We start from the raw sequence: 13,942 nt of genomic DNA on the forward strand, positions 1-13,942 counted from the left end.
TCCGGCTCCGCCAAGCGACAGCTCTGAGGGTCACCGACATGAGTGCGGTGCTCGGGATCCGCGCACCCTCTTCGCGGCAGTTTGATGAACGCCCGGAGGCAGGTCAATTATCCCGCGCCGTTCCGCCGCCGGTGTACCGGAGGCCGAGCGGGGTTTCCGGCGGTGGCGATTCGCCGCCCCCGCAAGCGGGACGACAGGGGCCGCATCGCCGGCAATAGCGGCGCGGAGGGCCACAGTCGGGACGGCGGCCGACAGCGGGACGGGGACCGCGCCGGCCCGCGAGATAGCCACTGCCGGCCTTGCCGAAGCGAGGCTGAACACGATCAGCGGGCAGAACCGCGCGTCACCGCCGACACGCAGCGACCGGCTGGCCTGAAGACAGGCTTCCTGATCGCCGTGCGGCCCGTACCCCGCCGGACGCCGGTGATTCCGCGTCATTGGGCCGCCGCTATCGTCAAGATCTCGACAACCTGGGCCTTCGGACGGGTACGCGCTCCCGCCTTCGTGTGCGGGGCAGAGTCCTCCGCATTTTTAAGAGGACACCCCGCATCGCCGTGGGAATATGCAATCCGTGAACGGATGACGCCACCACGCAGCCGCCCTGTCCTATATGACGACGMGACGACGGTGCGGACCGGCGTCTCGGCCGCACCGCCGCGTCGAGGCGGCGGGGCGCGCAACGCCGGTCGTCTACAGGCTTGTCGGATGGGACCGCAGCGGTCGATGGAGTTTTCGCTCAGATCCGTGCGTGGCCGCACACCGAGCCGGCAGCGATTTTGCCATATCGGGCTCTCACCGGGCGTGTCCGATGCGCGCGCTTGACCCGCGGCTGTTCCCCTACATCTGGCGCTATTCGAAGAGCGATCAGCTCAAAATCTGCGCGGTCGTGCTGGCGTCGCTGCCGTTCTATTTCGCGTCCCTCGACCTGCCGAAGCGCATCGTCAACGACGCGATCACCGGCAAGGCCTACGCGCATGGCGAGGCGACCGCCCCGTTCCTCGAACTCACGATCCAATGGCCGGACGCCCTCGGCGGCGGCGCGACGCGCCTGTTCGAGGGGTTTCAGCTCGACCGGTTCGAGCTGCTCCTCAGCCTCTCGACCCTGTTCCTGACGCTCGTCCTGATCAACGGCGCGTTCAAGTTCTGGATCAACCTGCAAAAAGGAATCCTCGGCGAGCGGATGCTGCGCCGGCTGCGATTCCAGCTGTTCTCCCTCATGCTGCGCTTCTCGCCGGAGACGCAGCGGGAGGTGAAATCCTCCGAGACGGCGACGATCATCCGCGACGAGGTCGAGCCGATCGGCTCGTTCATCGGCGACGCGATCGTGGTGCCGGTGTTCCTGGGGACCCAGGCCGCCACCGCGCTCGCCTTCATCATGATGCAGAACATCTGGCTCGGCATCGCGGCCGGCAGCATGGTCGGCGTGCAGATGATCGTGATCCCGCGGCTGCGGCGCGAGATCATCCGCCTCAGCCGTCAGCGCCAGATCGCGTCCCGCGCCCTCGCCGGGCGCGTCGCCGAGGTGCTCGACGGATTGCAGGCCGTGGTCCTCAACGACACCGGCCGCTGGGAGCGGGCGGAGATCGGCGGCCGGCTCTACCGGCTCTACGACCTGCGCCTCCGGATCTACCGCCGCAAGTTCGCGGTGAAGTACCTCAACAACCTCCTCGCGCAGGTCACGCCGTTCCTGTTCTACGCGATCGGCGGCTACTTCGCTCTGAAGGGCCAGCTCGACATCGGGCAGCTGGTGGCGGTGCTCGCGGCCTATCGCGATCTGCCTCCGCCCCTCAAGGAGCTGATCGACTGGGACCAGCAGCGCCTGGACGTCGAGGTCAAATACGAGACCGTGGCGGCGCATTTCGGTCCGCAACGCCTGCGGCCGGCCGAACACAAGTCCGAGCACGCGCCGCCGCGCCTCGGCAGCCCCCTTCGGGCCGAGGGCCTGTCGCTGCGAGATCCGCAGGGCGGCGCACCGATCGAGGTCGGCGACCTCGAGGTCGGTCTGCCCGGGCACGTCGCCCTGGTTCCCCCCGGCCCGGTCGCGCAGGAATTCGCCCGGGCGCTGGCGGGGCTGCAATCGCCGCCCGGCGGAACCCTCCGGATCGGCGAGCACGACCTGGCGACCCTGCCGCAGCAGGCCCGCGCGTATCGGATCGCCTTCGCGGGCATCCAGCCCGTGCTGTTCCCCGGGACGCTGCGCGACAACATCCTCTACGGTCTGCGCGTGCGGCCGCTGCGCACGGACAGCCTCGATCTCAGCAAGGCGCGGATCAACGAGGCGGTGAAGACCGGCAATCCCTGCGACAGCGTCGACGACCCCTGGATCGACTACGCGCGGCTCGGCGTCCACGATGCCGGATCCCTCGACGAGCGCCTGCTCGATCTGCTGGCCCGGCTCGACCTCGGCGACGATCTCTACCGGTTCGGGCTCGGCGCCCTCAGCTCGGTGGCCCATGACACGCCGGTGGGCCAGCGCATGATCGCGGCGCGCGAGCACCTGCGCGAGCATTTCGTCCGGGCGGGCCTCGCCGATCTGGTGATCCCGTTCTCGCGGGGTCACTACAACGATCAGGCGACCGTGGCGGAGAACCTGCTGTTCGGTGTTCCCCGCGATCCGTCCCTGACCGATCCGCGCCGCCTCGCCGGCGTTCCCCTGTTCCGCGACGCGCTCGACAAGGTGAAGCTCCTCGACGAACTGGACCGCATGGGCGTCGCCATCGCCAGCAACCTCAAGGACATCTTCGCCGACGTGCCGCCGGGCCACCCGCTGTTCCGGCGGTTCTCTCTGATCACCCCCGACGCCTTGCCGGATTACCTGCGCCGGCTCGCCCGCCTGCCCGCGGAGGGACGCCTGAGCGAGGCGGACAGCGCGGCCTTCCTGGCTCTGGCCCTGGCCTACGTGGAGCCGCGGATGCGTTTCGGCCTGCTCGACCAGGCGCTCACCAAGCGCATCGTCGGTGCCCGGGGCGTGGTCCAGGGCTTCATGCACGGCGACGACGGCTGCGACGTCGAATCCTACGATCCCAATCTGATCAATCCGCGCAGCACCGTGCTCGACAACCTGCTCTTCGGCCGGATCGATACGGCGCGGATGCACGGCGAGACGCTGATCCAGCGAGAGGCGCGCGAGGTCTTCCGGGAGTTCGACCTGGAGCGGCCGATCCAGCGGCGCGGTCTCGAAAAGGAGGTCGGCAACCGGGGCCAGCTGCTCGCCGAGCGCGTCCGGGTGCGGGTCGGTCTGGCGCGGGCGATCCTGCGCGAGCCGGAGGTTCTCGTCGTGGACCGGGTGGACGAACATCTCGAGCGCGGCGTCGACACGCTGCTCGACGTGACGGAGGCCGCCCTCCCCCGGGCGAGCCTCGTGGCGAGCCTGTCGCCGGAGGCCGATCCCGCCCGGTTCCCGACGCGATTGCCGGTGAAGGGTTCCGAAACGCGCCTGCGCACGGCGGCGGAATGACGTAGGCGTGACCGGCCTGCACCGCGCGCGGGCCGCGGTTTACAGGCTCACCCGTCTCCGGCACAGGATGGCGCGACATGCCCATACCCTCGGACGCGACCGCGACCCCGGACCGGACGACCCCGAGCCTTGCCGGCCTGCCGCGCGTGGTGCCGCCGCACCGTGCCCCTCCGGAGCGGGAGCTGCCGCTCACCGCCTACCTGCGCTCGATCCGCGATAACGCGCTGGCGGGTTTCCCCCGCCGCGCCTACGAGGAGCCGGTCACGCGCCGGGGGCTTCTCGGGCGGTCGAGCTTCGTGCTGAGCGACCCGGATGCGATCCGGCGGGTCCTCGTCGAGAATCAGGCGAACTACGCCCGCACCACCGGAACGACCCGCATCCTGCGCCCGATCCTCGGGGACGGACTCCTGATCAGCGAGGGTTCGGCCTGGCGCCACCAGCGCCGGACCCTGGCGCCCGCTTTCACTCCGCGGGCGATCGACGGGCTGGTGCCCCATATCGCCGCCGCCGTGACCGACGGGATGGAGCGGATCGCCGCCGAGGCCGCGGCGGGGCCGGTGGACCTGTTCTCGTCGTTCTACAGGCTCGCCCTCGAGATCGCCGGGCGTGCCATGTTCTCGGTGGGCATGGACGAGCACGGCGGGGAGTTGCGCCGGTTCATCGCCGAATACGCCGAGCGGATGGGCCGGCCCCACCTCCTCGACATCGTCATCCCCCCGGGCTGGCCGGTGCCGCTCGACTGGTCACGCGCGCGGTTCCGCCGCCGCTGGATCCCGTTCCTCGACCGGATCATCGCGGCGCGTCGGGAAACGGAGCGCGACAGGCCGCACTCGCGCGACCTCCTCGATCTGCTCGCGGCGGCGCGCAACCCGGACACCGGAGCGGCCTTCACGCCGGAAGAGCTTCGCGACCAGGTCGCAACCATGATCCTCGCCGGCCACGAGACCACGGCCGGCACGCTGTTCTGGGCGGCCTACCTGCTGGCCCTCGCCCCGGAGGTACAGGAGCGGGTCGCCGCCGAGGCGCGGGCCGCCGACCTGACCGATCCCACCGGCTGTCAGACCGACGGCCGCCTGCCTTTGACCCGCGCGGTGATCGACGAGACGCTGCGCCTGTATCCGGCCGCCTTCGTGATCGTCCGGCGGGCGCTCGGTCCCGATTCGGTCGCCGGGCACGCGGTGAAGGCCGACGACATCGTCATGGTCAGCCCCTGGGTGCTCCACCGGCACCGGATGCTCTGGTCCGATCCGGAGGCCTTCGATCCGGGGCGCTTCCTGCCGGGGGCGCCGCCGCCGCGGCGCTTCGCCTACCTGCCCTTCGGGGCCGGCCCGCGTGTCTGCATCGGCGCCCAGTTCGCCCTGAGCGAGGCGGTCCTGTGTCTGGCGCGCCTCCTGGCCCGGTTCCGGCTGGTGCTCGACGAGGGTGCGCCGGTGCTGCCGCAGGCAGTGGTGACGACGCAGCCGGACCGATCGGCCCTGTTCCGGCTGATCCCCCGCGATCCGGTCAGCCCTTGATCCCCGTGATGGTCTCCGAGATCGCCCGGGGATCGCGCATCGGCCAGCGGCCGCTCTCAACCTGCGCCAGGAAATCGTCGAGCAGGCGGTTGTAGGCATCCGGCTCCTCGACGGAGAGGGCGTGGCCGGTATGAGGCAGGACCGCCAGGGCCGCCGATGGGATCACCCGCTTCAGCATCAGGCTCGGGGCGAGGCAGGGCCAGTCCTCGTCGCCCGCGACGATCAGGGTCGGGACGGTCATGCGGCCCAGGACGTCCGTGAGATCGTAGAGCGACGGGCGGTCCTTCTGAACGCCGGCCTGAGTATTGGCCGAGCCGAGGGCCGAGTGCTCGGCGAGCATCCGCTTGAATTCGGCATGGCCGCGCGGATCCTTGACCTCGAACTGCACCCGCGTCGGCCCGTAGGCGTAGCGCACCGCGAAGGCGGCCATGCCGTCGCGACGGAGCATCGCCGCGGTGGCATCGGCCTCGGCGCGGAACGGTGCCTGCCGCTCGGGTTCCGCACCGTAGCCGCAGCCGCCGAGGCACAGCGACAGGGCGCGGTCGGGGTGCCGCAGGCCGAAATGCAGGGTCGCGAAGGCCCCCATCGAGATGCCGGCGACATGGGCCTTCGGCGCGCCGAGATGGTCGAGGACGGCCAGGATGTCGTCGGCGGCGCGCGCCTGCGAGTAGGCGGCGACGGAATCCGGAACGTCCGACGGCGGGTAGCCCCGCGCGTTGAACGCGACGGCGTGGAAGCGGCGGCCGAAATGGCGCAGCTGAGCCTCGTAGCTGCGGTGATCGCCCGCGAATTCGTGGACGAAGATCAGCGGCGTTCCCCGCCCGCTCTCCTCGTAATGGAGGCGGATTCCATCGTCCGTGGTTGCGCTCGGCATGGCGCTCCTCTCATCGGCCTCCCCCGAGGATCCCGACATGGGGCGGCGGCGTGCCCGGTCGAGAGCCGAGATTGCAGCATGACGACGGCCCGACATGGCAAAGCCGCACCCGGCTGGCCGGGCGCGGCTCTAAGTCCGTCAGTCCGGCGGGGACGGTCCCCGCCCGGCTCAAGCGGCCTTCTTGGTGGAGGCCGGCTTGGCCGACCCCTTATTGGCCGCGACCTCGGCGAGCTTGGCCGCCAGCTTGGCATCGAGCTTGGCCGAGGCACCGAGCGGAAGCTCGATGTCGAGGCCGAGGGTCGAGACGCCTTCGCCGCGCTCCAGGGTGACCTTCACCTTGTCGGGCTCGACCGCGACGTGGTTGGCGATCACCGCCAGGATCTCTTCCCGGAGCTGGATCACGAGATCGGGGCGACCCGACTCCGCGCGCTCGTGGGCGAGGATCAGCTGCAGGCGGTCGCGGGCGACCGCGCCGGAGCTGCGCTTCTGGAACAGTCCCAGGATGCTCACGCCGCCCTCCGCATGAACAGCTTGTCGAGGAAGGACTTGCGCTCCACCGGCAGGCTCATCGGCACGGTCTCGCCCTTGAGCCGGCGGGCAGCATCCGCATAGGCCCGCGCCGGGGCGCAGAGCGGGTTGTTCAGGGTCACCGGACAGCCCAGGTTCGAGGCGCGCAGCACCTCCTGGCTCTCCGGGATGATCGCGAGCAGCGGGATCGACAAGATGTCGAGCACGTCCTCGGTCTTGAGCATGTCGCCGCGGTCGGCCCGCATCGGGTCGTAGCGGGTGAGGATCAGGTGCTTCTCCATGTCCTCGCCCTTCTCCGCCTTGGCGGTCTTGGAATCGAGGAGGCCGATGATCCGGTCGGAGTCGCGCACCGAGGAGACCTCGGGGTTGGTCACGACCACCGCCACGTCGGCGTGGTGCATGGCGAGCTGGGCGCCGCGCTCGATGCCGGCGGGGGAGTCGCAGATCACCCAGTCGAACTTGGCGCGCAGCTCGTCCATCACCCGGGCGACGCCCTCATCGGTGAGCGCGTCCTTGTCGCGGGTCTGCGAGGCCGGCAGAAGGTGCAGGGTCTCCAGCCGCTTGTCCTTGATCAACGCCTGCGGGAGCTTGGCGTCGCCGTTGACCACGTTGATGAGGTCGTAGACCACCCGGCGCTCGGCACCCATGACGAGGTCGAGGTTGCGCAGGCCGACGTCGAAATCGACGACGCACACGCTCTGCCCGCCCTGGGCCAGGGCCGCTCCGAGGGCCGCGGTCGTCGTCGTCTTGCCGACGCCGCCCTTGCCCGATGTGACGACGAGAACCTTTGCCACGCGTCGATCTCCCTTAATCCAGGCTTGCCATTCGGATGTTGCCGCCATCGAGCCAGACCTGGGCGGCCTTGCCGCGCAGGGCCGTGCCCATGTCCTCCGCCGTCCGCACGAGGCGGTCGATCCCCAGCAACTCGGGTTCGAATTTGCGGCAGTAGATTCGTGCGCGCGGGTTGCGCGCGGCTCCAGCGATCGCGCGACCGCGCAGGGCGCCGTAGACGTGGATCGAGCCGCCGGCCAGGATCTCGGCCCCCGAGGAGACCGACCCCATCACGGTCACGTCGCCGGTGGGGTTGATGACGCTCTGGCCGGAGCGGACCGAGCCCTCGACGGTGATCGAGGTGACCACCTGCGGCTCCGGCTCGGCCGGGACGCTCGGGATCTCGAGCCGCTCGGACGGATGTCCCTTGATCAGGAGCGGCGGCAGACCTTCGGGGACCGCGTCGGCACCCTCGATGCCCAGGACCGCGATGCCGCGCGCCCTGAGTTCACGCATCAAGGTTTCAAGGGCGTCCGGCTCGGGCTTGAGCTGGGCGCAGTCGAGGATGACGGCCCGGCCTTTCAGCAGGGTCGGCGAGCGCTTCAGCGCCGCGTCGAGACCCGCGAGCCACTCGGGAAGCGGCGGCTCGGGGGAGAGGGCCAGGGCCTTGAAGGCCCGTCCGCGCAGGCTGAGCGGCCGGGGCGCGGAAGGAGCCGCCGCGGGGGCGGTCTCCGGATCGATCGGCTCGGGGTGGGTCTCGCTCATGTCCGCCCGTTAAGAGTCCTTACCGGACCATTGACGGTGGGTATGGTTACCGAAGGGTTAAGTTTCTGATCCGGTCGGCAAATTCTGCCGGGATCCCGGTATCGGAGGCTTCAACCCCGCTCGAACAGGTTGAGCCGGATGGCGTCCTCGAACAGGCGCACCTCCACGGCCTGCCCCCGGAAGGCCGGATCGAGGTCGTCGGCCGCGCGGTAGAGGCCGTCGATCGCCACCAGCTCCGGCTCGAAGCGGCGGCACCAGATCCGCGCGGCCGGGTTGCCGGCGGCGCCGGCGATCGCCCGGCCGCGCAGGGCGCCGTAGACATGGATCGAGCCGCCCGCGATGACCTCGGCACCGGAGGCCACGGCCCCCAGCACGGTGACGTCGCCCTCGAGATGCATCACGGTCTGGCCCGACCGGACCGGAGCGTCCAGGATCAGCGAGCGCGCGGTGTCCCTGGGCTGCGGCTCGACCGGGACGGCGTCGCCGGGCGTGTCGATCTCGCCCGCGGGTCGCCCACCCGACAGGGCCGGCGGCGTTCCGGAACCCAGGAGCGCCGGTGCAGCCCCCTCGATGCCGAGGACCGCGATGTTGCGCGCCTGAAGTTCCGCGAGCAGCCCGTCGAGATCCTCCCGCGTGAGCCGCAATCCGGACAGGTCCAGGATCACGGGCCGGCCGGCGAAGAAGTTCGGGGCGCGGCGGTTGAGGGCGTCGAGGTCGCCGAACCAGTCGGCCACCGGGGGTATCGGCGCCAGGACGGTGGCCATGAAGGAGCGGCCGCGGAAGCGGATCGGCGGGCGCGCCGGCTCGGATGTCGGCTGGGTCACGGGCGTGTTCGGTGTCGCGGCAGGGATCGTCCGCATCCATGGGACGGCGCCGCGCCCGGGGCAATCCCGCAATGCCCGGTGTGACGCCTTGGCGGACCAGCCGGCCCGTTTCTGTTGTAGAGAGAGCCGGCAGCCGAGCCGGACCGGACCGTTGAGCAGCGCCACCTCCCGAGCCCCCGCCCCCTTCGTCGTCGACGACCTCACCCGCGCCAACCAGCGCCGTGCGGCCGATCCACGGGCCTCCGCCTGGGTCTCGGCCAATGCCGGCGCCGGCAAGACCAAGGTCCTCACCGACCGGGTGGTAAGGCTGCTCCTCGACGGCGCCCCGCCCGGCCGCATCCTCTGCCTGACCTTCACCAAGGCCGCGGCGGCCAACATGGCGATCCGCGTGTTCCGCCTGCTCGGGCGCTGGGTGACGCTCGACGACGCGACGCTCTCCGCCGAACTCGCCGAGCTCACCGGCGAGCGGGCCGGAGCCGAGCGCCTGCGGCTGGCGCGACGCCTCTTCGCCCGGGCGGTGGAGACGCCGGGCGGCCTCAAGATCGAGACCCTGCACGCCCTATGCGAGCGGCTGCTGCACATGTTCCCCTTCGAGGCGAACGTGCCGGCCCGGTTCGTGGTGCTCGACGAGACCAAGGCCCAGGAACTGTTCGATCTCGAGATGGCCAACGTCCTAGCCGACGCCGTCGCGAACGGCGACACGCCCCTCAGCGCCGCCCTCGCGCGGGTCACTCCCGAAGCGACGGGCGATACCCTGCGGGCTGCGATCCGATCGGCGATGCGGGCGCGCAGCGTCATCGGCGATGCGGCCGGCCTGGACGGCGCCTTCGCGCGGCTGCACGGCGCGCTGGGTCTCGCCGCCGACGAGACCGCCGAGCAGATCGAGACGGCGATCCTCGACGGCGGCCCCGGATGCCGCCCTGAGGATCGCGAAGCGCTGATCGCGGCGCTGCGAACCGGCAAGGCCAACGACGAGAAGCTCGCCGATGCCCTGGCGGCCGCCGAAGCCGAGCGGGTGCGCGCCGCGGACCTGTCCGACCGGACGGACGCCCTGGCGCTCTACCGGGCCGTGTTCTTCACCCAGAAGGACGAGCCCAAGGCCGACAGCAGCCTCGGAACCAAGAGCGTCCCGGCCGAGGCCAAAGAGGTCCTGATCGTCGAACGGGACCGGCTGGAGGCCCTGTTCGACCGCCTGCGCGCCGCCCGAGCCCATGCCCGGACCCAGGCGCTGTTCCAGATCGCGGCCGAGATCCATCGGCGGGTCGAGGCGCAGAAGGCCCGCCTCGGTGCCCTGGATTTCGACGACCTGATCCACAAGGCGCTGGATCTGCTCGGCCGGGTCGGCGCCGGCTGGGTCCTGTACAAGCTCGACCGCGGGATCGACCATGTCCTGGTCGACGAGGCGCAGGACACCAATCCGGAGCAATGGGCGATCCTGAGGGCGATCACCCAGGAATTCGCCGCCGGCGAGGGCGCCCGCGTCGGCAGCCGCACACGGTTCGCGGTGGGGGATCCCAAGCAGTCGATCTACGGGTTCCAGGGCGCGGAACCGCGGGAATTCGCCCTCACCCGCGCGTCCTGGATCGCGGAATCCCGCGCGGCCGGACTGACCTTCGCGGACGTACCGCTGACCCTGTCGTTCCGCTCGACCAGCCTCGTCCTGCGGGCCGTCGACGCGGTCTTCGCCCTTGAGGCGCACAACGAGGGCCTGTCCTTCGAGGACACGGTGCGCACGACCGTCCATGCCAGCGCCCGGCCGGGCGCGCCCGGGGCGGTGGAAATGTGGCCGATCGCCGAGCCCGAGCCCGCGGCGGAGCCGGACGCCTGGACCGCTCCCGTCGACGCGCCCGAGACCAGCGCCCCGGCGATCGTGACCGCCCGCCGGGTGGCACAGGCGGTGCGCAACTGGACCACGACGGGCGACGCGACCGGACGCATCTGGCGTCCCGGGGACGTGCTGATCCTGGTCCGGAAGCGCGGACCCGCCTTCGAGGAGGTGATCCGTGCGCTGAAGGGGCTCCGCGTGCCGGTCGCCGGGCAGGACCGGCTCGAAGTCTCCGCCCACATCGCGGTGGCCGACTTGGTCGCCGCGGGCCGGGCCGGGCTCCTGCCGGCCGACGACCTGACCCTCGCCACCGCCCTCAAGACGCCCCTGGTCGGGCTCACCGACGAGGACCTCGTGCGGATCGCCGCCCGCCGCGACCGCGCCGAAACCCTCGAGGATGCCCTGCACCGCCACGCCGCCGCGGGCGATCCGGCCGCGACGTGCGGCGTGGCCGCGCTGTCGGGCTGGATCGCCCTGGCGGGCCTCCACGGTCCGTTCGGCTTCTACGCGCGGCTCCTGGGTCCGCAGGGTGGCCGGGCGAAGCTGGTGGCCCGGCTCGGCGGCGAGGCGGGGGACGCCATCGACGTGTTCCTCGCCGCCGCCGCGCAGGCCGAGACCGGCGAGGACGCGCCATCCCTCGGCGGCTTCCTGGCCCGCTACGTCGGCGCCGAGGCCGGGCACACGGTCAAGCGCGACCTGGAATCGGGTCGCGACGAGGTCCGGGTGATGACGGTCCACGGCGCCAAGGGGCTGGAGGCGCCCGTGGTGGTGATCCTCGACGGGTGCGAACCGCTCGGCCGGAACGATCCGCCTCTCCTGCCGCTGCCCGCGACGGAGGCCGTAGTGCCTCCGGTCTGGTCCGGAGGGCGGACTCAGGATTGTGCGGCCACCGAGGTGGCGCGCGCAGCGTTGCTCGCCCGCGCGCGGCAGGAGCACAACCGTCTACTGTACGTCGCCATGACCCGCGCGGCCGACCGGCTGATCGTGGCGCCCTTTCGCGGCCACGAACGCGAGAGCGAGGCCGCCTGGTGCCGGATGATCCGCGCCGGTCTGGAAGCCGCGCTGGGAGCCGGTCGGGGCCTCGATCTGTCCTATGGACCGGCAACGCTCTGGCAGGACGGCGCCGCCCTGCCGGTGACGCCCTCGGCGGAGACTGCGGCGACTGCGGCTGAGCCGGATCCGGAGCCGGATTGGCTGCGCAGTCCGGTCCCGGCGGAACCGGAGGTGCCGACCCTGAACCCGTCCGGCGCGCTCCAGGCCGCGGACGGCACCCGCGTGCCGCCGCCGCGTCTCGCGGACGCGCAGGCCCGACGGCGCGGAATCCTGATCCACGCCCTGCTGCAGCATCTGCCCCGGGTCGACCCCGCCCGGCGCGAGGCGGCCGGGCTCACCTTCGTGCGCGCCCGGGCACCCGGCCTGCCCAGGCCGGCCCCGTACGCGATCGTCCGATCGGTCCTCCGAATCATCGCGGACCCTGAGCTGGCCGTCCTGTTCGCCCGGGATGCCCGCGCGGAGGTGGCCCTGTCGGGTCGTGTCCGGGCGGCGGGCTCGGAGCGGATGGTTCAGGGGCGCGTCGATCGCCTCGCGGTGACGTCCGATATGGTCTGCCTCGCCGACTTCAAAACCGGGCGGCCGCCCGAGCCCGACGCGCCGCTGCCCGCCGCAGAGGCGGGCCAGATCGCGCTCTACGCGCGTCTTCTCGCGCAGATCTATCCGGGCCGCACGGTTCGGCCGATCCTCGTCTGGACGTCGGGTCCGGTGGTCCGCGTCCTCGGCGCGGACGATATCGCCGCGGCGCTGGACCGAGCCGGCATCGAGGCGTGACGGGAGCGTCTCACGGGGCCGCGGGACGAATGCCTCTATCCACATGCGCCAACGCACATTGCGCAGCACGTGACTGACAGCGGCGGCACCCCTGCGGCCTGACTTCTTGACCGGGGGGGGAGCCGTTGCCAATTCTGAACGGACCGCGCGGGCCCCTGCCCGTTCGACGCCGCCCGACGGGCGGCGACTTCCGAAAGGTGACGTTATGGCGACGGTGAAAGTGACCGACGCGAGCTTCGAGCAGGACGTTCTCAAGTCCGCCGAGCCCGTCGTGGTGGATTTCTGGGCGGAGTGGTGCGGCCCGTGCCGTCAGATCGGCCCGGCGCTCGAGGAGATCGCGACCGACCTTCAGGGCAAGGTGAAGATCGCCAAGGTCAACGTCGACGAGAACCCGCAGATCGCCGCTCAGTACGGCATCCGCTCGATCCCGACGCTGCTCCTGTTCAAGAACGGCGAGCGGGTTGACCAGAAGGTCGGCGCCGCGCCGAAGGGCGACCTGTCGCGCTGGATCGGCGCCCAGACCGCCTGACCGCTCGGGAAACCGCGCATCGGACATAAAGAAAGCCCGGCCGCGAGGCCGGGCTTTCTCGGTTTCGAGACCATGTTTTTTTAATGGATCCCGGGCTGAAACCCGGGATCCCGCGTCCGATCTCAGTACGAGCCGAACTTGTAGTTCAGGCCGGCGCGGACGACGGCGAAGGCGTTCTCGTTCCGGCTGGCGTTGGTCAGCGAGTAGACCGGCACGAGGCCGACCGGCGAGATGGCGGCGCCGACCAGCGGCAGCTGGGCGCGGTTGTTGTTGTTGTCGAGGTTCACGTAGAGACCTTCCACCTTCAGCGTCACGGCCGAGGAGCGGAAGAAGTTCAGGAACGAGTCGGTCGGCAGGGCGTATTCGACACCGCCACCGACGGTCCAGCCGGTCTTGAAGTCGTTCCGGCGGCCAGCAAAGTTCTGCAGGCCGACGCGGGCGCCGTCATCCGTGCCGGTGGCGTAGGCGAAACCGCCGGTGGCGTACACCAGGGTCCGGTCGAAGGCGTAGCCGAGACGGCCGCGGACGGTGCCGAAGAAGTCGATGGTGTTGAGCGTGCCATTGACCGGGACGAAGCCCGGGTTGATCGCCACGGCGTTGGTGGCGAAGCGGGCGCGACGGCCGAAGTCGAGGTACTGGGCGTCGGCCTCGACGCCGAACACGGCGCCGTTGCCCGGGGTCAGCTGCCAGTTGTAGCCGACCTGACCACCGCCCGAGAAACCTTCGCGGCTGTCGTTGCTGTAGACCAGCGACGAGCCGTTCGGCCGCAGGGCCTGGTAGGGGACGAGACCGCCCGGCACGAGAGCGACCGGGTTACCGGGCGTCTGCACGAAGCCGCGGGTGGCGTTGCTGCTGGCATCGAAGGCGTAGCCAGCGTTGATACCGAAGTAGGCACCGGTCCAGGTGAACACCGGAACGGGGGTGAACACCGGCGGCGGCGCAGCGCGGCGCGGCAGGTCGGCGGCCGAAGCCGCGGCAGTGAGCGCGGTGAACGCCGCGAGAGAGGTGAGAAGCGTCTTCATTACTGTGAT

General features: G+C 71.1%; 10 protein-coding genes. 4 read left to right on the forward strand and 6 right to left on the reverse strand.

The window, feature by feature from the left end:
* The first annotated feature begins 808 nt into the window (after window positions 1-808).
* Complete coding sequence (locus ACXJKQ_RS04080) at window positions 809-3,457, forward strand: ABC transporter transmembrane domain-containing protein (RefSeq protein WP_457104496.1); 2,649 nt, start codon at window positions 809-811, stop codon at window positions 3,455-3,457.
* Between the two features lie 77 nt (window positions 3,458-3,534).
* Window positions 3,535-4,971 carry a cytochrome P450 gene (locus ACXJKQ_RS04085; protein ID WP_457104497.1) on the forward strand — a complete coding sequence of 479 codons (1,437 nt, stop codon included), beginning with the start codon at window positions 3,535-3,537 and terminating at the stop codon, window positions 4,969-4,971.
* Here the strand turns inward: ACXJKQ_RS04085 and ACXJKQ_RS04090 are convergent.
* From ACXJKQ_RS04090 to minC (ACXJKQ_RS04110), 5 genes are all read right to left on the reverse strand, one after another.
* Window positions 4,961-5,845: an alpha/beta fold hydrolase gene (locus ACXJKQ_RS04090; RefSeq protein ID WP_457104498.1), complete on the reverse strand. Its 885-nt coding sequence runs from the start codon at window positions 5,843-5,845 to the stop codon at window positions 4,961-4,963. The two genes, ACXJKQ_RS04085 and ACXJKQ_RS04090, sit on opposite strands and share 11 nt — an antisense overlap.
* A 168-nt stretch (window positions 5,846-6,013) precedes the next feature.
* Window positions 6,014-6,355 carry a cell division topological specificity factor MinE gene (minE, locus tag ACXJKQ_RS04095; RefSeq protein ID WP_457104499.1) on the reverse strand — a complete coding sequence of 114 codons (342 nt, stop codon included), beginning with the start codon at window positions 6,353-6,355 and terminating at the stop codon, window positions 6,014-6,016.
* Entirely contained in the window at window positions 6,352-7,167 is an 816-nt protein-coding gene (gene minD, locus ACXJKQ_RS04100; protein WP_149311042.1) for a septum site-determining protein MinD, read from the reverse strand. Before minD ends, minE begins: the two co-directional genes overlap by 4 nt.
* Window positions 7,168-7,180: 13 nt before the next feature.
* Window positions 7,181-7,909: a septum site-determining protein MinC gene (gene minC / locus ACXJKQ_RS04105; protein WP_457104500.1), complete on the reverse strand. Its 729-nt coding sequence runs from the start codon at window positions 7,907-7,909 to the stop codon at window positions 7,181-7,183.
* A 110-nt stretch (window positions 7,910-8,019) separates the two neighbouring features.
* On the reverse strand, window positions 8,020-8,769 hold the full coding sequence (gene minC / locus ACXJKQ_RS04110; RefSeq protein WP_457104501.1) for a septum site-determining protein MinC: 750 nt from the start codon (window positions 8,767-8,769) through the stop codon (window positions 8,020-8,022).
* 115 nt (window positions 8,770-8,884) lie between these two features.
* Here minC (ACXJKQ_RS04110) and addA point away from each other — a divergent pair, with 115 nt between their 5' ends.
* Together addA and trxA are read left to right on the forward strand one after the other, a co-directional pair.
* Window positions 8,885-12,382, forward strand: a complete 3,498-nt coding sequence (gene addA, locus ACXJKQ_RS04115; RefSeq protein ID WP_457104502.1) for a double-strand break repair helicase AddA — start codon at window positions 8,885-8,887, stop codon at window positions 12,380-12,382.
* 205 nt (window positions 12,383-12,587) lie between these two features.
* Complete coding sequence (gene trxA, locus ACXJKQ_RS04120) at window positions 12,588-12,911, forward strand: thioredoxin (RefSeq protein ID WP_010682902.1); 324 nt, start codon at window positions 12,588-12,590, stop codon at window positions 12,909-12,911.
* 122 nt (window positions 12,912-13,033) lie between these two features.
* On the opposite strand, the gene ACXJKQ_RS04125 is transcribed toward trxA, so the two are convergent.
* Entirely contained in the window at window positions 13,034-13,933 is a 900-nt protein-coding gene (locus tag ACXJKQ_RS04125) for an outer membrane protein (protein WP_457104503.1), read from the reverse strand.
* Between the last annotated feature and the right edge of the window lie 9 nt (window positions 13,934-13,942).

Source organism: Methylobacterium sp. P5_C11 (assembly GCF_054049775.1).

What these genes read in the sequence shown, in the direction of transcription:
- ACXJKQ_RS04080 (WP_457104496.1), top strand. Translation starts at nt 809, where the DNA reads ATGCGCGCGCTTGACCCGCGGCTGTTCCCCTACATCTGGCGCTATTCG.
- ACXJKQ_RS04085 (WP_457104497.1), top strand. Translation starts at nt 3,535, where the DNA reads ATGCCCATACCCTCGGACGCGACCGCGACCCCGGACCGGACGACCCCG.
- ACXJKQ_RS04090 (WP_457104498.1), bottom strand. Translation starts at nt 5,845, where the DNA reads ATGCCGAGCGCAACCACGGACGATGGAATCCGCCTCCATTACGAGGAG.
- minC (WP_457104500.1), bottom strand. Translation starts at nt 7,909, where the DNA reads ATGAGCGAGACCCACCCCGAGCCGATCGATCCGGAGACCGCCCCCGCG.
- minC (WP_457104501.1), bottom strand. Translation starts at nt 8,769, where the DNA reads ATGCGGACGATCCCTGCCGCGACACCGAACACGCCCGTGACCCAGCCG.
- trxA (WP_010682902.1), top strand. Translation starts at nt 12,588, where the DNA reads ATGGCGACGGTGAAAGTGACCGACGCGAGCTTCGAGCAGGACGTTCTC.
- ACXJKQ_RS04125 (WP_457104503.1), bottom strand. Translation starts at nt 13,933, where the DNA reads ATGAAGACGCTTCTCACCTCTCTCGCGGCGTTCACCGCGCTCACTGCC.